Source organism: Xanthomonas sp. WCS2018Noco2-27, assembly GCF_031843525.1.
In the GTDB taxonomy this organism is placed as follows: domain Bacteria; phylum Pseudomonadota; class Gammaproteobacteria; order Xanthomonadales; family Xanthomonadaceae; genus Xanthomonas.
This window is the reverse complement of the sequence record NZ_JAVTIK010000001.1, coordinates 360,763-381,244: the sequence shown is the minus strand read 5'-3', so window position 1 is coordinate 381,244 and position 20,482 is coordinate 360,763. Positions and strand designations below refer to the sequence as shown.

The following is a 20,482-nucleotide window of genomic DNA, read 5'->3' as shown; positions in this document are numbered from 1 at the left end:
GCTACAGAGACGTACTTGCGGCGTGTCCTGCGATGGTGGGCGGGCAAGGACACCACAGCCAAGCCACAGATCAATCGCTCTACACCAGTGTTGTTAGCCGCTCTAGGTGGACTCGACGCCTACAAGCCACTCTCCAGATGAGCGAGCCAGATACTCTGCGGGAGATGCATCGCCTCAGTCGGCTTTGGTTTCCATCTCGGTCTGCTTGCAGACCGATGCAGCAGCAGCCAGCAGTGCGCTGTCATCGAGCAGCGGCGCGGCCTCACTTGTGCAGGGTATGCGGCTGCGATCGCCTTTGCTGCGCGATCTGCATCCGCCTGGATATACCACTGCAATGAGCGCGGCAACGCACGTCCACGCACCGCGTGTTCGAATCGATACTGTCCCCAGTAAATCGCCAATGGCTCTTCCAGCGCGTTGAGCGGGTTGCGCAAATTGGCTGCACTCGGGCACAGCCGCAAGAAGTTCGCAGCAAGCATGCGTTTACGCGCGGCTGGCTGCCCCGCAGACAAGGAGTGACTCAACTCGTGCAACAGGATTGGCGTCCAGTCCATCGATGCCGTGCCGGTGGGCGCATCGTGTTGGGAATAGAGCAGCATGGTGCGCCCACGTACTTTGGCTTGAGTGGTATGCATCTCTGGCCACCACACGAATCGTGCCTCGAATACCGGAGGGTCCGGCACCGCAAAGAAATCACGCATCTGCGATGCCAAGCGGGAAACGGCAGGGTTGGACAGCTCCTCTCTCAGTACGCGCATCTGTTGCTCGAAACGTGGTGCAACTGCGATCAAACGGCTGGCACGCGGAACGAACCGCGCAAAATACGCGCGCAACAGTTTCTGGTCATCCGCTGACTGCTCTGCAATTGCGGCATTCGCTGACGCCTCAAAGCCTGCATCCCCCAGGAAATGCCGTGAGAACGGATCCGCCTCACGGGTGGCGTCTGGCGCGAAAACACGGTCGACCACCTCCAGGGCGTCGTCTTTTGCCAGCCCCGAGGTGCGGCGGCGGAATTCCGCATAGGCGGTCAGCGCGGCAAGATCCGCCTGATCCAACCCTCCATGGGCTTCCATGTAGCTGCGGTAGACAGGCACCGTAAAACCCGGCAACCAGTCCGACAGGTTATCCAGCAGGTTGAAAAGATCCGTCGCTTGGCTATAGCCCACCTGGACTTGCGTCGATGGCGGTGTGGGTGGGGCGGCATGCGCAGTGGCGCACAGCAACATCCAGATCAGTGCGACTGCGCGGATGGTGCGCAGCCTGGTCATCCAGCAATCACTCCATCTGCGCATGCGGGACTCTGGGCTAACGAGTGAGTTGATTCGAGCATGCAGGGATGCAGCTCGCAACGTGTCTTTCGTCAGGGTCCGCAAGACCTGCCCGCTGCGGCCTGCTTGGACGGCAAAAATCATCTTGGCCCGTCACATTCTCGACAATTGCCCTCAAGACTGCCGGGATCGGGCCGACAAGGTATGCATCGTTCCGAGGAGCCTCCATGGGCATCCTGATCTACCTGGTGCCTGCCTTCGCACTCTGGGCGCTCATCGCCACGGGTCTGGCGTTCGTGCGTGGGCGCCAGCTCAATGCCGAGTACGGGCAGCACGCCAGTACCCAGGACAGTCTTGCGCGCTATCAGGCGGCGCTGTCGCAGCTCAAGGCACGCGCCGCGGCCACCACGCTGGAGCTGGAATCGCTGCAGCGCAGCTACACCGTGCTCAAGCAGTCGCTGGAGCAGCATGAACAAAACGCCGTAGAACAGCAGCGCCCAGAGGTACCCGAGCAAGTGATTCCGATGGTCATGGTGCAGCGCCTGGATATCGCCAACGAGATCGGCACGCTGTTTGCCCATGTCGCCCGTGTGGCACGCAGCCTGCGCCGCTACAGCGCCTATAGCCGCGGGCACAATGCGCCCGAGCCCAGCACGGCACGCTACGACCTGCATTGGCTGGCCGACTGCCTGCACAGCTTCGACCAGGTGGGTCACGCGTTGGTGCGCGGCAATATCGCGGCATTGATCACCGCCTGCCAGGATCTGCTGTCGATGTACGAGCACTATCTGAAGGACGGCTCCGGCTATAACAGCCGCGACACCTTCCAGCGCCTGAGCAGCGATGTGCCACTGTCGGAGGCCACCGACGCCATCCGCTCGATCATCGTCAAGGCGACGCTGGCGCAGGATGTGCAGGACGCGGTGCAGGACGATGCGGCGGCCGTGGCGGTGGTAGCGGAGCAGTGATTCGGGAATCGGGAATCGGGAATCGGGAATCGCAAAAGCGTGTGATCGGGGAACTGTTGGGTCAACTCGCCTGCATGCATTCAAAGCATTGAAACTGCGCTTCGCTAGCGCAAAAAAAACGCGCCGTTATCGGCGCGTTTTTGTTTCCACTTTCCGTACTAATGCTGCGGTAATGCGTAGGCGATCAACGCATCGCCGGCCGGGGTTTCCATGAAGTGGTGGCCGCCGGCCATAATCACCAGATACTCGCGGCCGCCGTAGGAATACACCATCGGGTTGGCCTGCCCGCCGGCCGGCAGCTTGGCGTGCCAGAGCTCCTTGCCGGTGGCCAGGTCGATGGCGCGGATCAGGTCGTCGGTGGCTGCCGCGATGAAGATCAAACCACCGGCCGTCACCACCGAACCACCGTTGTTGGGTGTGCCGATCTCGATCGGCAGGCCGGAGCGGATGCCGAACGGGCCATTGCCGCGCGCACTGCCGAACGGCCGGTCCCACAGCGTCTTGCCGCTGGCCAGATCGATGGCGCGGATGCCGCCATACGGCGGTTCCTTGCACAACAGCTTGGTAAACGGCAGCCGCCAGCCGGCATTGACGTTGATCGCATACGGCGTGCCGGCCTGCGGGTCGCCCGCGCCTTCTGCGCCGCCTGCATCGCCGCGCACTTGATCGCGCGGCGCCCAGCCCAGCTTGTCGGCCTTGGCACGCGGTACCAGCAGGTTGTAGTTCGGCATGTCGTTGTAATTGGCCACGATCACGCCGTGCTGCGGATCCACCGCCACGCTGCCCCAATCCGAGCCGCCGTTGTAACCGGGATACTCGATCGAATGCCGATCCGCTTCCGGTGGCGTGTAGATGCCCTTGTAGCTGGCCTTGCGGAACTGGAGACGACACACCAATTGGTCGATCGGGGTCATGCCCCACATATCGCGCTCGGTCAGATCCGGCTTGCGCAGCGTGTGATACAGCGAAAACGGCTGGGTCTTGGCGCGCATCTGCGGCTCCACGCCACCACCGGGCACCGCACGTTCTTCCACGCCAACCAGCGGCTTGCCGGTGCGCCGATCCAGCACATACAACTCGCCCTGCTTGCTCGGCAGCAACACCGCCGGCACGTTGACGCCGTCCTTGGGGAAGTCGATCAGGCTCGGCTGTGAACCCAGGTCGTAATCCCACGCGTCGATATGCGTGGTCTGGAAATTCCACACCGGCTTGCCGGTGCTGACGTCCAGCGCCACCAGCGAGGTGGCGTAGCGATTCTCCTGTGGCGTGCGCGAGCTACTCCAGTAATCGGCAGTGGAATTACCCATCGGCAGGTACACATAGCCTAACTGCTCGTCCGCAGCGGCGGTGGTCCACATATTGGGCGTGCCAGGCGTCCAGTTCTGGCCCGGTGGCGGTGCTCCATTCCAGTCCGGGTGCGTCATGTCCCAGGCCCAGCGCAATTTACCGGTCACCGCATCGAAGCCTTCGATCACACCGGACGGCTCGTACCGCTTCTGACCATCCAGCACCTGATGCCCAGTAACGACCACCCCACGCACGATCGCCGGCGGTGAATTGATCGACACATAGCCGGGCGGCGTCTCGCCCATGCCGGCCGTGATATCGACCTGCCCATTGCTGCCGAAGTCCGGGCACAGCTGACCGCTGCGTGCGTCCAGCGCAATCAGGCGCCCATCCAGCGTGCCCTCAATCACCCGCGTGCGGCACAGCGCAGAGCCATTGGATGCCACTTCGGCAGCGCCAGCGTTGGCTGCCGCTGGCACTTCGTAATACGACACGCCACGGCACGCGGCGGTATACGGAATCGCCTCGTCCTTGACCTTGGGATCGTAGCGCCAACGCTGCTTGCCGCTGGACGCATCCAGCGCAATCACCTGGTTGCGCGCAGTGCACAGGTACAGGCTGTCGCCCACCTTCAGCGGTGTGGTTTCCGCGCCCCAGCGCTTGCTCGGCAGATCGCCGGTATGGAAAACCCATGCCTGCTGCAGCTGTGCGACGTTGTCGCGGTTGATCTGTTGCAGCGGCGAATAGCGCTGACCTGCCTGGCTACGCCCGTACGCCGCCCAATCGCCATCGGCCGGCGCGTTGGCCGGTTGCACATCGGTCGTTGCAGATGCTGCCGGTGCACTGCGATTGACCAGACCACCGGCCATCCCGGCGGCATGCGCCAGCGCGCCATCGGCCTCGGTCACGCCTTGAGGAATGAACGCCAGCACGAACGCGACCACAAACACTGCCGCCAATACACCCGCCACGCTGCGCGACAGCGCGCGCGATACCGGGCGTTGCAGTTTTGGCAACAGCAGCGCAAGCACGAACGCCAGGCCCACGATCAGGCCCAGGCGCGGCACCCAACGCCAGTAATCGCTGCCCGACTCCCACCACGTCCACAGCACCGAGCCGGCCACCACGGCTGCAAACCACCACGCACCCGCGTTGCGGCCACGGAACAGCAACACGCCAGCAATCAGCATCGCCGCACCGGCTGGTGCGTAATACCAGGAGCCATCCAGCGCGGCCAACCACACGCCACCGGCCAGCAACACCGCACCCAGCACGGCAATCACGCCTCCCAAGATCGCAAGCGCCCAATGGCCGCGACCGGAAGGACGATCCACATTCGTCATCAGTTGTTCCTCTTCGACTCAGCGGCGACGCAACGCCGCCGCACCGCCAATCACCTTCGACCTGCGCCGGTGAAAGCACCGCGTTTTTCGCAGTGGGGGCGCTTAAACACTGCGTTGCACATGTCATCGCCTGCAATAAAACGAGCGCGCAATAAACAAAATGCAATAAAAAACGCCGGCATTGCCGGCGTTTTCGTTCAACTGCAGCGATGACGCTAGCCGATCATTCTTCGGTTGCCGGCGGCAGCGCGACGGACTCGACGGTTGCGCTCGCTTCTTCCACCACGTCGTCCACTTCATCCAGCGATGCGTCCAGGCGTTCGACCGCCTGCAACTTCTCGCCCTTGGACAGACGGATCAACGTCACACCCTGCGTGTTGCGGCCCACGCGCGAAATTTCCGAACCGCGTGTGCGCACCAGGGTGCCGCCATCGGAGATCAACAGCACTTCGTCGGTGGCGCCCAGCAGTACCGCACGCACCAGCTTGCCGTTGCGCTCGCTGGTCTGGATACCGATCACGCCCTGCGTGCCGCGTCCCTTGCGTGGGTATTCGGACAGCGGAGTGCGCTTGCCGTAGCCCTTCTCGGTGGCGGTGAGGATGTAGGCCATATCGTCGCTCTCGGCGACGTCAATCACCGCCGCCTCGGCGCCGTCTGCGCTATCGACGACGTCATCAGCACCTTCTTCATCGGACTCGATCTCGATCCCCCCCGCCGGGTCGGACACGATCAGGCTGACCACTTCCTCGCCCTTGGGCATGCGGATACCACGCACGCCGGTGGCGGTACGGCCCATCGAACGCACGGTGGATTCGCCAAAGCGCACGGTCTTGCCGTTGGAGGCGAACAACAATACGTCGCGATCGCCATCGGTCAGCGCAACGCCGACCAGCGCGTCGCCATCGTCCAGATTGATCGCGATCTTGCCGCGCGCCAGACGGAAGGCGAATTCGCTGAGCGGGGTCTTCTTGACGGTACCGTTGCGGGTGGCGAAGAACACATAGCGGTTGTCGGCGTATTCGCGCACCGGCAACACCGCTTGCACCCGCTCGCCGGATTCCAGCGGAATCCAGTTGATGATCGGGCGGCCACGCGCATTGGAGCCGGCTTCCGGCAACTGATGTACCGGCAGCCAGAACACCTTGCCGCTGCTGGTGAAGGTCAGCAACGTGTCGTGCGTGTTGACCAGCCACAGCTGATCGATGAAATCTTCTTCCTTGGTCGCTGCGGCAGAACGGCCACGCCCGCCACGCCGCTGCGCGCGATACGCGCTCACCGGCTGACGCTTGGCATAACCGGCGTGCGACAAGGTCACCACCACGTCTTCCGGCGCGATCAGATCGAGAATATCCAGATCTTCTTCGCTGTGACGGATCTCGGTGCGGCGCTCGTCGCCGTACTCTTCGCGGATGTTGATCAGCTCGTCGCGGATCACCTGCAGCAGCACATCGGGGTTTTCCAGGATGCGGATCAGGCCCTGGATGACCTCGAGCAACTGCTTGTACTCGTCGGTCAGCTTTTCCTGTTCCAACCCGGTCAGGCGATGCAGACGCATTTCCAGGATCTGCGAGGCCTGCACTTCGCTGAGCTGATAGAAGCCATTGGCCAGGCCAACGCCCGGCGCCAGGTCTTCCGGCTTGGACGCTTCGGCACCGGCGGCACCCAGCAGCGCACCGACCAGACCCGGTTCCCAGGTCTTGGCCAGCATGCGCTCGCGCGCTTCCTGCGGGTTGGCCGAGGTCTTGATCAACTCGATCATTTCATCGATGTTGGCCAACGCAACGGTCAGGCCTTCCAACACGTGCGCACGCGCACGCGCCTTGCGCAGTTCGTAGATGGTGCGGCGGGTAACCACTTCGCGGCGGTGGCGGATGAACGCCTGCAGCATCTGCTTGAGGTTCATCAACTGCGGGCGGCCGTCGATCAGCGCCACCATGTTGATGCCGAACACCGACTCCATCTGGGTCTGCTGGTACAGGTTGTTGAGCACAACCTCGGCCGACTCGCCGCGCTTGATTTCGATGTAGATGCGCATGCCGTCCTTGTCGGACTCATCGCGCAGCTCGCTGATGCCTTCGAGCTTCTTTTCCTTGACCAGCTCGGCGATCTTTTCGATCAACCGCGCCTTGTTGACTTGGTACGGGATCTCGGTGACGACAATCGCCTCGCGGCCGTTGTCGGCCACTTCCACATCGGCCTTGGCGCGGATGCGCACGCGGCCACGGCCGGTGCGGTAGCCCGCGGCAATGCCGGCGGTGCCGTTGATGATGCCGGCAGTGGGGAAATCCGGGCCCGGGATGTACTCCATCAAGCCCTCGACATCCAGCTCGGGCGTATCGATCAACGCGATGCAGGCGTTGATCGCCTCGGTCAGATTGTGCGGCGGGATGTTGGTGGCCATGCCCACCGCGATACCGGCAGAACCGTTGACCAACAGGCTCGGGAACCGGGTCGGCATGACCGTCGGTTCCAGTTCCTTTTCATCGTAATTGGGCTGGAAATCGACGGTTTCCTTGTCGATATCGGCCATCAGCTCATGCGCCAGCCGCGACATGCGCGACTCGGTGTAACGCATCGCCGCGGCGGAGTCGCCGTCGACCGAACCGAAGTTACCCTGGCCGTCCACCATCATGTAGCGCAACGAGAACGGCTGCGCCATGCGCACCAGCGTGTCGTACACCGACTGGTCGCCGTGCGGATGGTATTTACCGATGACGTCGCCGACGATACGCGCCGACTTGAAATAGGCCTTGTTGCTGTGGGCGCCCAGCTCGTGCATCGCGAACAGCACGCGGCGGTGCACAGGCTTGAGGCCGTCACGGGCATCGGGGAGTGCGCGGCCAACGATCACGCTCATGGCGTAATCGAGATAGCTCTTGCGCATCTCGTCTTCCAGGTTGACCTGGATGATTTCCTTGGCGGTTTCTGCCATTCGGGTTCCGTAAGTGAGGTGGCGGGCGAGCCGGAAAGCCGCGTCGGGGGCGCCTCAGTCACAGGCTGCCGACCCCACGCTCCCGCCGATCGATTCAAGCCCCAGATTGTACCACGAAGGGGCTTCCCGATACCGTCGCTTTACGGCCAGAAACAAGCACTTGCAGGGATTTTGGCGGGACGTTGGCGGCAATCTTGCCGCCGGTCCGGCTCAGGCGCCGAAGGCGGCCTGCATTCGCGCCGAATCGGGCTGCTCGATCACCCCACGTTCGGTGACGATGGCATCGATCAGCGCGCCGGGGGTGACGTCGAACACCGGGTTCCAGGCATGGATGCCCTCGGCCACCGTCCGCACCCCGCCCACGCCGAACAACTCGCCCGGATCGCGCTGTTCGATCTCGATCTGATCGCCATCGCTGGTGGCCATGTCCACCGTCGACGACGGCGCCACCACCATGAACTTGACCCCGTGGTGACGCGCGGCAATGGCCAGCTGGTAGGTGCCGATCTTGTTGGCGGTGTCGCCGTTGGCGCAGATGCGGTCCGCGCCGACGATCACCCACTGCACCAGGCCGGATTTCATCAGATGCGCCGCGGCCGAGTCTGCGATCAGGGTGGCATCGATGCCGTCCTGCTGCAGCTCCCACACGGTCAGGCGGGCGCCCTGCAGCCACGGCCGGGTTTCGCCGGCGAACACCTTGGCGATGCGTTGCTGCGCCATGCCGGCGCGGATCACGCCCAGCGCGGTGCCGAAGCCGGCGGTAGCCAGCGAGCCGGTATTGCAGTGGGTGAGCACGCCGCTGCCCGGGGCGATCAGCCCGGCACCCAGCGCGCCCATGTGACGATTGGCGGCCAGATCCTCATCGGCGATGGCCTGCGCCTCGCGCGCAATCACCTCGCGCCAGTCTGCACCTGCCGCGCCCAGCACCCGGCGCATGCGCATCAACGCCCAGGCCAGGTTGACCGCAGTCGGGCGCGCGGCATTGAGCCGCAATAGCGCCGGTTCGAGTTTCTGCAAGGCCGCACTGCCATCGTCGGCAGCGATATCGCGCGCAGCCAACACCACGCCCCAGCCGGCCGCGATACCGATCGCCGGCGCACCACGCACCGCCAGCGAATAGATGGCCTCGGCCACTGCATCGCTGCTCTCGCAGCGTACATGCTCCACCACGAAAGGCAGCTTGCGTTGGTCGAGCAATTCCAGGGCATCGCCGGTCCACAGCAGGGGGCGGATGTGGTCGTAGCGGGCGTAATCGATATGGGCACTGTCGTTCATTGCCCTATTGTAAGGCGCGCGCGCAGCCCAGTCAGTGAGCGGCGATGCTCAGCCTGCAGGGTGCGAGCAGCAGTGCATCAAGCGCAAAAGCGTGGTTGGTCGAGGGCGCGGTGCCCTCGCCGCTCGCGGGACACGGCGCAAGTACGTCCCTGTAGGCTCGGTAGCGGCATCCATGCCGCCACATGGTCCCGCAATCGGCGAGGACACCGCACCAGACGGTTTGCTGATTGCTTTGGAAGGAAGTTTGCCGATTGCGTTGTTGAAGCCTGCCAGTCGATCGCGCTGCGCTGCGAAGCTGATCCGACCCGGCGTTATCCGGACAACACACCACGCCTTGCTTGCAACCGTGCACACCGACCATCGCGACTGGTCCTTGCCCGCCCACCCTCGCGAGACCTTACGCGGCATGGATGCCGCGTAAGAGCTTACAGGGACGTACTTGCAGCGTGTCCCGCGAGGGTGGGCGGGCAAGGACCCTGCAGCCAAACCGCAGATTTAGCCGCGCTGTGCAGCGAAAGCACGTGCGCAGCAGCTGGCGATGTACGTGGCCAAGATTCTTCGCCCAGCAATAGACCACGCGGCAGGTTCGTCAGCCGCTCAGTCGACGATGAATTCCGCGCGGCAACCGTCGTTGACCCACACCCCGTCGCGACTCCAGCCCCAGGTCTGGCCTTCTACGCACGCCGTCCTGGACAGTTGCCGGCCCATGCGCACCTTGCGCTCCACCGACACCCCGCATGTGCGGCGCGCGCTTTTTTTCGATTCGCACGTGACCATGCGCGGCACTGCCACGAAACCGGACCCATCTTCGGCGCCGACTTCGAACTCGCCATCGCAACCACGCGACACCCAGATTTCGTTACGCCGCGTTCCCCAGGTACGGTTTTCCTTGCACGGCCACATCGAGCGTTGCCGCAACAGGCGTACCGGCGCACCGCGCAAGACCACTGGGCACACCACCTTGCCGCCGTTGGAATCGCAACGCACTACACGCCGCATCAGCGGTGTGGCCGGCACGGTGGTGGCGAATTCGGCACGACAGCCTTGCTCGACCCAGACACCGTCGCGGTCGACATCCCATTCGCTACCGCGGATACAGCTGGTTTCGGAGAGCTGGCGTACCAGTTGCACGCCGCTGGCGACATCCATCGCGCAATGCACGCGCGCCATGTCCTTGGATTCGCAACGCACCACGCCGGAGCCGCGCTCAGCGGCGCGCGCATCGGCGAGCATCAGCAGCGGCAGGCACCACAAACCGCATAAGCTGATCAGCCACTTCATGCCAGCAATCCTCACCCCGAAACGATAAACGTCGCGCCCCCGTGGACGTGAAGATGAGAGCATCATCGATGTGAAGATAGCAATACGGCGGCGATGACAACGGCATGGCAGCGCAACCCACGCTTGCTTGCCGCACGACCAAATGCGTGCGGAATCGCCTACAGGCAGTGGGCTGCGCGGGTCCGGATCTGCGCTGTGATCAACTCCAGCCCGCCACGGCCAATCGCAACTCGGGGACCGCATTCGGGTATCGCGTCGAGCGCAGCTGAGAAAACCAAGCGCGCAGTGGTCATGTGAGTGCGGATGGCGCGCTGAGAACCGACGTGCACACGCAGTCCATGGCGCACCGCGCACCAGCGACGCAGGCACGGCGATGAGCGCAGCAGGGTTGTTGGCCGCTGCCAGTGCCTGGCGCATCGCCCGATCCCGCTGGTCGCAACTCAGGCGCGGGCGAAGTCGAACGCCAGCACGTCGGCAATCTGCGCGGTGCCGCGCAAGGCCATCAATAGCCGATCCACACCCACCGCCACGCCTGCGCAATCGGGCAGCTGCGACAGCACCGCCAGCAGGTGCTCATCCAGCGGCAGCTGCGGCAATCCGTGCGCCGCACGCACGGCGTTGTCGCGGGTGAAGCGTGCCCGTTGCTCCTGCGCATCGTTCAATTCGTGGTAGCCGTTGGCCACCTCATAGCCGCCCAGATACAGCTCGAAGCGCTCGGCGACCGGTGGGCTGTCATGACGGATCCGCGCCAGCGCGCATTGGCTGGCAGGCCAGTCGTGCACCACGGTCAGCGTCTCGCTGGCAAAGCCGGGCTGGATGCGATGGGTCATCAGCAGGTCCAGCCAATCGTCGCGTGTCAGTCCCTGCGGATCGATGGCAACGTCATGCAGTGCTGCACGCAGCGTGTCGACCGGGTCCAGCAACGGGTCGATGCCCAGGCGTTGCACGAACAGCTCGCGATACGTGAGCACCTGCACGCTCGCCGCGCGCTGCACCAGGGCAAGCGCGCGCTGCACCAGTGCGACGGTTTCCTGCGCCAACTTACGGTCGTCCCAACCCACCCGATACCACTCGAGCATGCTGAATTCCGGATTGTGCCGGCCGCCAGCTTCGCCGTTGCGGAACACGCGCCCCAGTTCGTAGCAATCGCCCAGTCCGGCGGCGAGCAGGCGTTTGAGCGGATATTCCGGCGAGGTGCGCAGCCAGCGCAGCGGCGCACCAGCATCCACATGTCCGCTGAAGCGGGTGCTGAAACTTTCGATATTCGGCTCGGTGTTGCCGGCCTGCGACAGCACCGGCGTTTCCACTTCCAGCACGCTACGCTCGGCAAAAAAGGCGCGAATCGCGGCATTGAGCTGGGCGCGCAACCGCAGCCCGGCCAGATCGAGTTGCGCTGCCGTCATGGCTGTTGGCCGTGCTCGCCGAGGAAGGCCAGCAGCCGCGCTTCGTCCCAGATGTCCACACCCAGCGATTGCGCCTTGTCGAGCTTGGAGCCGGCCTCCTCGCCGGCCACCAGGAACGCGGTTTTCTTCGAGACACTGCCGGCCACCTTGGCGCCTAATGCTTCGAGCCGCTGTTTGGCGGCATCGCGCGTCAAGGCGGCCAAGGTACCGGTGATCACGACCGTCTGGCCGTCCAAGGGGCCGGCCTGCACGGCCTCGACGTCCGGCAGGCGCGCCAGCACCGTTTCCATCGCCTGTTGTGCCGATGTGGCGAGTGCCGCATTTTCCGGGCGATCCAGCCATTGCAGCAGCGCGGCGACCACCGGCGCGGGCACGCCGGCCTGCAATAACGCGTCGCTGCCGGCAGTGCGCAGCGCATCGAACGACGGCACCGCCGCCGCCAGTTGCTGCGCGCGCACCGGCGTCACCTTGGGAATGTCCATGTCTTCCAGCACGCTGGCAAAACTCAAGGCATCGCGCAGCTTGGGCGATGGCGGATGTGCATCGCCGATGCGCACGCCACGTTGCAGCAAATCGTCGATGGCCTGCTGATTGCCCGGCTGATCGAGGAAATGCCCGAGCGAACGTGCGACTTCGGCACCGATATCGGGCACGCGCTTGAACAGCGGCCACGGCAGATGGCGGATCAGCTCCAGATCGCCGAACCACGCCGCCAAGGCCTTGGCCGTACTCTCGCCCACATGCTCGATGCCCAGCGCGAACAGAAAGCGCTCCAGCGTGGTGTCGCGCGATGTTTCGATCGCCTCGATCAGGTTCTCGGCCCATTTGGTGGCGATCTTGCGGCGGTTCCAATCGAAGCTCGGCAGCCCTGCACGCAGCAGATCGGCCTGCCAGGTCTGCGGCGCCTCATGTTCGCCGGCCAGATCCACACCGATGCTCGCCACGGTGGTTTCGAGCTGCGCATACGCACCGGTTGCCAGGTGCTCGCGCGCCTCGCGCAAGAACGCATGCGGGCTGTCGGCGGTGCTGATCAGGCGCAGTTGCAGCAGTTGATCGACGGTGAGCAGATACAGATCGGCCACACCTTGCACCAGTCCGCTATCGACCAGCACTTCGATGAATTTCTCGCCCAGACCGTCGACATCCATCGCACGCCGCGACACGAAATGCCGAAACGCCTCCTTGCGCTGCGCCGGGCAGGTCAACTCGCCCGAGCACCGCCACACCGCCTGACCTTCTTCGCGCACGATCTCCGACCCGCACACCGGGCACTGGGTAGGCATACGCCATTCCTGCGTGCCCGGCGGGCGCTGGTCGGCGACCACGCCGGCGACTTCCGGAATCACATCGCCGGCACGGCGCACGATCACCGTGTCGCCAACGCGCACATCCAGCCGCGCAATCTGGTCGGCGTTATGCAACGTGGCATTGGTGACGATCACGCCGGCCACATGTACCGGCTTCAGTCGCGCCACTGGCGTCGCCGCACCGGTACGGCCAATCTGGATCTCGATCGCCTCCACCGTGGTGGATTGCTCCTGCGCCGGGAATTTGTGCGCAATCGCCCAGCGCGGCGCGCGTGAAACAAACCCCATCTCCCGCTGGCCGGCCAGATCGTCGAGCTTGTACACCACGCCATCGATATCGAAGGCCAGCCCGTCACGCGCCGCGCCAATGCGTTGGTAGTACGCCAGCAGGCCCTCGCTGCCCTGCACCACTTCGACCAACTGGCTGACCGGAAATCCCCAGTCGCGCAATTGCGCCAGGATGGCCGAATGCGTCTGCGGCAAGGCGCCGTCGCGTACTTCGCCCACACCGTACGCAAAAAAACTGAGTGGGCGCTGCGCGGTGATGCGCGCGTCCAGCTGCCGCAGCGAGCCGGCCGCACCATTGCGCGGATTGGCCAGCACCTTGCCGCCCTGCGCGCGCATCTGCGCGTTGTACACCTCGAACGCGGCGCGCGGCATGTAGACCTCGCCGCGCACTTCCAGCACCTTCGGCCAACCCTGCCCACGCAAACGCAGCGGAATCGCCTTGACCGTGCGCAGATTGGCGCTGACATCCTCGCCCGCGGCGCCATCGCCACGGGTCGCACCTTGCACGAACTCGCCATCTTCGTAGCGCAGACTGATCGCCAGGCCATCGAGCTTGGGTTCGGCTGAGAACACTGGTTGTTTGAGCTCCAGCCGCTCGCTGATGCGGCGGACGAACTCGCTCACTTCCTCATCGCTGAAGGCATTGCCCAGCGACAACATCGGCAGCGCATGCCGCACTTCGGCAAAGCGCGACGCGGCCAGATACCCCACCCGCTGCGTCGGCGAATCGGCAGTGGCCAGTGCCGGGTGCTCGGCTTCCAGCGCCTCCAGCTCACGCATCAGGCGGTCGTAATCGACGTCGGCCATCTGCGGCTCGTCGAGCACGTGATAGCGGTAGTTCGCGTCTTCGATTCGGCGACGCAGGGCATCGATGCGCTGAGCGGGATCCGGGCTGACAGTCATACGATCGCTGGGCTGGCACTGGGCCGCCCATTCTAACGGGCCATGCCGATGCGCAAGCGATGACGCGCCTGACGTCGATCCCTAATCCGCTGTCGCTGACCGCATCGACAGCGGCAGGCAAGCGCGCAAGACCAAACGTAATGATGCCGGCAGCGCCTCGCTCGCACCCCGGCAGCAAGCCCGGCAGGATTTACCGTCACGCGGACAGGCGCGACTGGCTTCCTGGACCGCCGGATCTGCCCGCTGACGGCCAACAGCTTGCCGCCCGGGGATTTCCCGATAGGCAGACCGGCACAAACCCGCTAGCGTGGCGACCTCTTTGTCCTGCTCGTCTGGAGCTCACCCGTGTCGTTGCCCGTTTCGCGCCGTTCTTTTCTCAGCCTTGCCACCACTGGCGTGGCAGTTTCCGCATTGGGGCTGGCACCCGCGGCTGAGGCGGCCCGCAAGCGCGCAGCCGCGGCCGCAGCGCCTGGCGTCGCACCGGCAGCAGGCACGGTGCTGCTCAACCTCAACGAACATCCGCTTGGGCCTGCTCCGGCAGCGCTGGATGCCGCAACGCGGTCGCTGGCGCGCTCGGGCCGTTATCTGCAGGAGATGGAGCAGGACCTGCGCAATCTGATGACCGGCGAGTTGCAGCTGCCCAACGACCATCTGGCGTTGTTTCCCGGGTCCAGGGACGCACTGAATCGCGCCAGCAACCTGTTCACCTCGGCGCGTGCCGGCCTGGTGGTGGCAGACCCGAGCTTCGACCCGGTCATCGACAGCGCCACTGCCCGCGGCGTGCAGGTGCGCAAGGTGCCGCTGCGTGCCGATGGCGCGCACGACGTCAAGGCGATGGCCAAGGCCGACCCAACCGCCGGACTGATCTATCTGTGCAATCCCGGCAATGCCACTGGCAGCATCACCCCGCGCAGCGACATCGAATGGCTGCTGGCCAACAAGCCGGCCAGCGCGGTGCTGGTGGTCGACGAGGCGTACATCCACTACAGCAACGAGCCGTCGATGGTCGACCTGGTGCGTCAGCGCCAGGACCTGATCGTGCTGCGCAGTTTTTCCAAACTCTACGGCATGGCCGGCCTGCGCCTGGGCGCGGCGCTTGCCCCGCCGGGCCTGCAGACCAAGCTCGCCAGCTTCGGCAGCAACCCGTTGCCGGTCCCAGCCATGGCAGCCGGCATTGCCAGCCTGCGCGACCCGCAACTGGTGCAGACCCGGCGCGCGGACAACGCACGCGTGCGCGATGAGACCGTCGCCTGGCTCAAGAGCAAGGGTTACACCTGCCTGCCCACGCAAGCGAACTGCTTCATGCTGGACGTCAAGCGCGAGGCCGGCGTGTTTGCCGATTCAATGCAAAAGCAGGGCGTGATCGTTGGCCGCAGCTGGCCGATCTGGCCCAAGCGCGTGCGCGTGACCGTTGGCACCGAGGCAGAGATGATGCGGTTCCGCGAGGCGTTTACCAAAGCCAAGCGCTGAGGGCCGACGCCTGCCACGCGCCCTGCCCAACCAGAGGATCTAGGGGTCCAGTTCCGCTGTGGCGGGTGTGCGCAAGCTGCGCCGGATCCACAGATAGCTGATGACAAAGGTCAGCAGCATCGAGCCTGCATTCCACAGCAGCAGCTCGCGCAACATCGGCGGGCCTTGCAGGATGTGCGCGTAGTAACGGCGATCGAACAACGCGATCGCATGCGGCAGGAACACGCTGATGAAGGGCGTCGGCACCGGCGCCACCAGCAGAGTGATGGCAGCGGCGAAACTACCCACCACCCACGGCGAATTGCGCGGGCGTTTGCGCAGGCGCGCGGTGATCAACGAAAAGATCCACAACAGCGGCATTGCCAGAATCGCCCACAGCACCAGCAGCAAGGCCACCGCCAACACGCCCTGCAGACTCAACATCGCTCAACTCACCAGCGCGGGGATTTGGTCAGCGGCGGTGCCTGGTGCTGACGATCGTAGGCGCGTAGTTCGTCGCGGATATGCGCCACGCGCTGGCGGCCCAGCGCATTGCGGCTGTCGTCCAGCACCACGCCGTCCAGCAACTCGGCCATGCGTTGCACGGTCGGCAGCATCTTTTCCCAGGCATCCAGCGCGGTCATCGGCGCCGGCAAGGTCAGGAAGAACGCAATCGCCGGGGTCTGCATCTCGCGGATGTTGGCCATGTCGAAACTGCCCGGCTTGAGGATGCTGGCCATGCTGAAGATCGGCCCGCGCTCCGGATGCCCTTCCACCAGGCGGTGGAACACATTCATATGGCCGAACACCAGGCCGGTCTTTTCTGCGGCAACCACCACATCTTCGCCACGCAGGATCTGGCCGGCCTTGGCCGCCACGAACAACGACACGATCTTGTCGAAATCCTGGTTGGGGCGCTTGCCGACGTCGTTACCGCCGGCCCCATCCTGGTCGTCCAGGTTGAGTTCGCTCTGTTCGGCACTGCCTTCGCTGCGCTCGGACGTTTCGCCATCGGCACCCGCATCGCCGGAAATCACCGGCTCGCGCCGTTCGCGCGGTTGACCGTCGTCCTTGTCGACGCGACGCCCCTGCGGCGATTTCTTCGGGCGGCCGAACAGAAAAATTGCAGCGACCAGCAGCAGTCCCGCGATCAGGATCCCGATCCGGATCATGGCCATGTCGGACATTCAGCGTGCCTCCGCATAAGAGTGACAGGTGTCATCATTCCAGCAAGCATGGCACGTCATGCCGCACCCGCCAAACGTGCCGCCTCTTCCAGGTCCACGCTGACCAGGCGGCTGACGCCCGGCTCGCGCATGGTCACACCGGACAACTGGCGCGCCGCTTCCATGGTCGCCTTGTTATGGCTGACGAACAGGAACTGCACCTTCTCGCTCATCTCGCGCACCATGTTGGCCAGGCGGCCGACATTGGCTTCGTCCAGCGGTGCGTCCACCTCGTCCAGCAGGCAGAACGGCGCAGGATTGAGCTGGAAGATCGCAAACACCAGCGCCACCGCGGTCATCGCCTTTTCGCCACCGGACAGCAGCGAAATGCTGGACACACGCTTGCCCGGCGGGCGCGCCATGATGGTCACGCCGGTGTCGAGCAGGTCTTCGCCGGTAAGTTCCAGATACGCGTGCCCACCGCCGAACAGGCGCGGATATAGCGCCTGCACGCCGGAGTTGACGCGATCGAAGGTGTCCTTGAAACGGCCGCGGGTTTCGCGGTCGATCTTGCGGATGGCTTCTTCCAGCGTTTCCAGCGCGGTATTGAGGTCTAGGTTCTGCGCTTCCAGATATTCCGAGCGCTGCGCAGCCTCGCCGTATTCCTGGATCGCAGCCAGATTCACCGGCTCCAGGCGCCGCATGCGCCCGTCGATCTGGCTCACCGCCGCTTCCCATTCGGGCGCATTGGCAGACTCGGACAGGCCGTTGACCACGTCTTCGAGCACGAAGCCGGCTTTGACCACCGCGGCAGACAACTGCTCGGCGTTGAGCACCAGCGCCTGTTGATCGAGCTTGCGCTGGCTGATGCGCTCGCGCTGCGCCAGCGCCTGTTCGTCGCGCTGCTGACGGGTCTGCTCGAAGCTGCGCAGCTCACCGTCGATGCTGTCGAGCAACGTCCGCGTTTCGCTGAGCACGCGCTCGGTGCGGACACGCTCGCTCAGTGCGGCCTGATGTTCGTGCTCCAGCGTTTCCACCGGCGAATCGCCGTCGCTGAGCTGGGAGACAAGATCTTCCAGGCGCGTATCGAGCTGGCCGCGCTGGCTGTCCATGCGCTCCAGGGTCTGGTTGAGCGAGGTGATCTGGGTGCGCTGCGATTCCAGCGTCAGCGCCAGGGCATGCATTGCATCGCGCACGCCACGCGCGGCATCGCGCGCCTGGTCGCGCGCATCGGTGAGCTGGCGGCGTTCGTTTTCCAGCGCCTGCCGCGTGCCTTGCAGATCGCCCATCAGGGTGACCGCGTCTTCGAGTTTCGCGCGGGCCTCGCGGGCTTGTTCGCGGCTGGTATCCAGCGTTTCCAGCAACTGCGACAACTCGTTTTCGATGCGCTCGATGCGCGTACGCGCTGCATCGACCTTGCCCTGCTGGCTCTGCAACTGGCCAGCCAGTTCGGACACGCTGCGGTGCGCCATGTATAGCTGACGCTGCGCATCTTCGCGCTGCTGTTCGGCGGCCAGCGATTGCTCGCGGAAGCTGGTGAGCCGCTGTTCGAGCTCGGCTTCGCGCTCCTGCAGAGTGTCGATCTGCGTGCGCAGTTCCTGGATGTCGCGCTCGCGCAGCAAGGCGCCCTGCTTGGCCGCGCCAGAGCGCGATACGCGCACCCAACCCTCGCCCAAGCGCTCGCCATTGCGGGTGATGACCGAGTCGCCTTCCGGCAACGCGGCTTGCAACGCGCGGGCGGCCTGCAGATCGTCGGCCGCATGTAGTCGCGCCAACAGACGACGAATCGCGATCGGCCCCTGCACTTTCGCTGCCAATGAGGTCGGTGCAAACGTGGCGGCATCGGTAGCGTTGGACACCAGCGCAATGCGGCCTTCGCCCAACTCGCCCAGCGCGTCGACCAGCTGCTCGGGCGCCTCCACCAGCACGCCTTCGATCAACTGCCCCAGCGCGCTTTCGACGGTGTTTTCCCAGCCGCTTTCCACTGTGATGCGCTCGCCTACGCGCGCTGCCGAATCCAGCCCGCGCGACTTCAGCCACGCCACCGCCGCGCCCTGCTCCTGGCCGAGGGCGGCCTGCTGCAGGGTTTCCAACGACGACAGCCGGCCGCGCGCGGCCTGCGCGTGCTTGCGCACCTCGGCCAGCTCGCCCTGGCTGGCCCGCTGCTGTTCCTGCAGACCGCCCAAGGCGTGCTTGCGCGCTTCGACTTGCTCGGTCAGCCCGTCCAGCGACGCCTTTTGGGTTTCATGGCGCAGCTCGACCTGCTCGAACGCCTCGGCCAGCGCATCCAGATCCAGCCCGGCCCGTTCGTTGACCAGCGCTTCGCGGCGGCGGTCGGCCTCTAGCGATTGGCGATCCAGATAATCGACACGCGTGCGCTCCACTTCGCCGGCGCGCGAGGCTTCGCCGGTGTCGCGGTTATGGGTTTCCCAGCGCTGCTGCCAGTCGGCCAGCCGCGCCTCGGCTTCGCGCAGCGATTCCTGGCGGAACTCATGGTCCTCGCGCAGCTGTTCCAGCTGCGGTTCGGCCGCATCCACCGCTTCGCGCAGCACGGCCAGTTTTGAGGAGTCGCCACTGATGTGCTGGGTCAATTCCTGCAGCTGGCTCTGCGCCTCATCGCGCGCCTTGTGCAAGCGATGCGAGAGTTCGCGCTGATGCTGGATCTGCTGTTCGATGCGCGCCAGCGCGCTGCCTACCTGGTAGACGTCGGCCTGCGCCTTGGCCACCGCTTCGGCCGCCTCTTCGCGGCGCACGCGCCCGGTTTCGATCCGCGCCTCGGCATCGCGCTGATCCGCGATCAGCTGCTGCAGGCGGGTTTCTTCCTGATTCAACTTTTCGCGCAGGCCCTGCAATTGCCCATCCAGGCCCCGGTACTCCAGCGCCTTCCACTCGGCATCCTTGATCCGGCGCTCTTCCTGCAAGGCCTGGTATTGCTCGGCCTGACGCGCCTGGCGCTGCAGATGCGCCAGCTGCTTGGTGATCTCTTCGCGCAGGTCGCCCAGGCGGTCGAGGTTTTCGCGGGTGTGGCGAATGCGGGTTTCGGTTTCCTTGCGGCGTTCCTTGTACTTGGAGATGCCGGCGGCCTCTTCCAGATACACGCGCAGGTCTTCCGGGCGCGCCTCGATGATCTGGCTGATCATGCCCTGCTCGATGATCGAGTAGCTGCGCGGCCCCAGGCCGGTGCCCAGGAACAGGTCGGTGATGTCGCGACGCCGGCACTTGGTGCCGTTGAGGTAATAGGCGCTGTTGCCGTCGCGGCTGACCAGGCGCTTGACCGAGATCTCGTTGAACGAAGCGAACTCACCGGTGATGGTGTGATCGGAGTTGTCGAAGATCAGTTCCACCGTCGCCTGCGACACCGGCTTGCGCGCCGAGGAGCCGGAAAAAATCACGTCGGTCAGCGAGTCGCCACGCAGCCGGCTGGCCGAGCTTTCGCCCATCACCCAGCGCACCGCATCGATGATGTTGGACTTGCCGCAGCCATTGGGGCCGACGATGCCGGTCATGTTGGTGGGCAGGTGCAACGTGGTCGGGTCGACGAACGACTTAAAACCGGACAGCTTGATCGTGGACAGGCGCATGGGACGGACGGGTTCCGGGCACCGCGCGGAC

At 64.8% G+C, this 20,482-nt stretch carries 12 protein-coding genes and 1 other RNA gene; 2 read left to right on the top strand and 11 right to left on the bottom strand.

The annotated features are described in order from the left end of the window. Nucleotides 1-119: 119 nt before the first annotated feature. Nucleotides 120-1,268 (bottom strand): hypothetical protein, encoded by a 1,149-nt coding sequence (locus tag RQH86_RS01665; protein ID WP_311238763.1) that lies wholly within the window; start codon nucleotides 1,266-1,268, stop codon nucleotides 120-122. 227 nt (nucleotides 1,269-1,495) lie between these two features. On the opposite strand from RQH86_RS01665, the gene RQH86_RS01660 reads away from it, so the two are divergent. Beyond that, complete coding sequence (locus RQH86_RS01660) at nucleotides 1,496-2,236, top strand: hypothetical protein (protein ID WP_311238762.1); 741 nt, start codon at nucleotides 1,496-1,498, stop codon at nucleotides 2,234-2,236. A gap of 158 nt (nucleotides 2,237-2,394) precedes the next feature. Here the strand turns inward: RQH86_RS01660 and RQH86_RS01655 are convergent, their stop codons facing one another. The 7 genes from RQH86_RS01655 to ligA form a co-directional block, all read right to left on the bottom strand. Beyond that, entirely contained in the window at nucleotides 2,395-4,866 is a 2,472-nt protein-coding gene (locus tag RQH86_RS01655; RefSeq protein WP_311238761.1) for a membrane-bound PQQ-dependent dehydrogenase, glucose/quinate/shikimate family, read from the bottom strand. Nucleotides 4,867-5,089: 223 nt separating this feature from the next. Then, entirely contained in the window at nucleotides 5,090-7,798 is a 2,709-nt protein-coding gene (gyrA, locus tag RQH86_RS01650) for a DNA gyrase subunit A (protein ID WP_311238760.1), read from the bottom strand. Between the two features lie 210 nt (nucleotides 7,799-8,008). Continuing rightward, a complete protein-coding gene (gene mtnA / locus RQH86_RS01645; protein ID WP_311238759.1) occupies nucleotides 8,009-9,073 on the bottom strand; it encodes an S-methyl-5-thioribose-1-phosphate isomerase in 1,065 nt (354 codons plus the stop codon). Between the two features lie 597 nt (nucleotides 9,074-9,670). Beyond that, the gene (locus RQH86_RS01640; protein ID WP_311238758.1) at nucleotides 9,671-10,354 is read right to left on the bottom strand and encodes a DUF3011 domain-containing protein; all 684 of its coding nucleotides are present in this window, start codon (nucleotides 10,352-10,354) and stop codon (nucleotides 9,671-9,673) included. Nucleotides 10,355-10,617: 263 nt separating this feature from the next. Beyond that, nucleotides 10,618-10,694: non-coding RNA, sX9 sRNA (locus RQH86_RS01635), on the bottom strand. Nucleotides 10,695-10,794: 100 nt separating this feature from the next. Further along, entirely contained in the window at nucleotides 10,795-11,757 is a 963-nt protein-coding gene (gene epmA, locus RQH86_RS01630) for an EF-P lysine aminoacylase EpmA (protein ID WP_311238757.1), read from the bottom strand. Continuing rightward, entirely contained in the window at nucleotides 11,754-14,255 is a 2,502-nt protein-coding gene (ligA, locus tag RQH86_RS01625) for an NAD-dependent DNA ligase LigA (protein ID WP_311238756.1), read from the bottom strand. Before ligA ends, epmA begins: the two co-directional genes overlap by 4 nt. Nucleotides 14,256-14,600: 345 nt before the next feature. Here ligA and RQH86_RS01620 point away from each other — a divergent pair, with 345 nt between their 5' ends. Further along, on the top strand, nucleotides 14,601-15,725 hold the full coding sequence (locus tag RQH86_RS01620) for a pyridoxal phosphate-dependent aminotransferase (RefSeq protein WP_055844647.1): 1,125 nt from the start codon (nucleotides 14,601-14,603) through the stop codon (nucleotides 15,723-15,725). A gap of 39 nt (nucleotides 15,726-15,764) precedes the next feature. On the opposite strand, the gene RQH86_RS01615 is transcribed toward RQH86_RS01620, so the two are convergent. Genes RQH86_RS01615 through smc form a run of 3 tightly spaced genes read right to left on the bottom strand, consistent with a single transcriptional unit; the run spans nucleotide 15,765 to nucleotide 20,451 of the window. Continuing rightward, nucleotides 15,765-16,148, bottom strand: coding sequence for a hypothetical protein (locus RQH86_RS01615; RefSeq protein ID WP_115512030.1), 384 nt, complete (start codon nucleotides 16,146-16,148; stop codon nucleotides 15,765-15,767). An 8-nt stretch (nucleotides 16,149-16,156) separates the two neighbouring features. Then, a complete protein-coding gene (gene zipA, locus RQH86_RS01610; protein WP_311238755.1) occupies nucleotides 16,157-16,891 on the bottom strand; it encodes a cell division protein ZipA in 735 nt (244 codons plus the stop codon). Between the two features lie 56 nt (nucleotides 16,892-16,947). Continuing rightward, nucleotides 16,948-20,451 carry a chromosome segregation protein SMC gene (gene smc / locus RQH86_RS01605; protein WP_311238754.1) on the bottom strand — a complete coding sequence of 1,168 codons (3,504 nt, stop codon included), beginning with the start codon at nucleotides 20,449-20,451 and terminating at the stop codon, nucleotides 16,948-16,950. Between the last annotated feature and the right edge of the window lie 31 nt (nucleotides 20,452-20,482).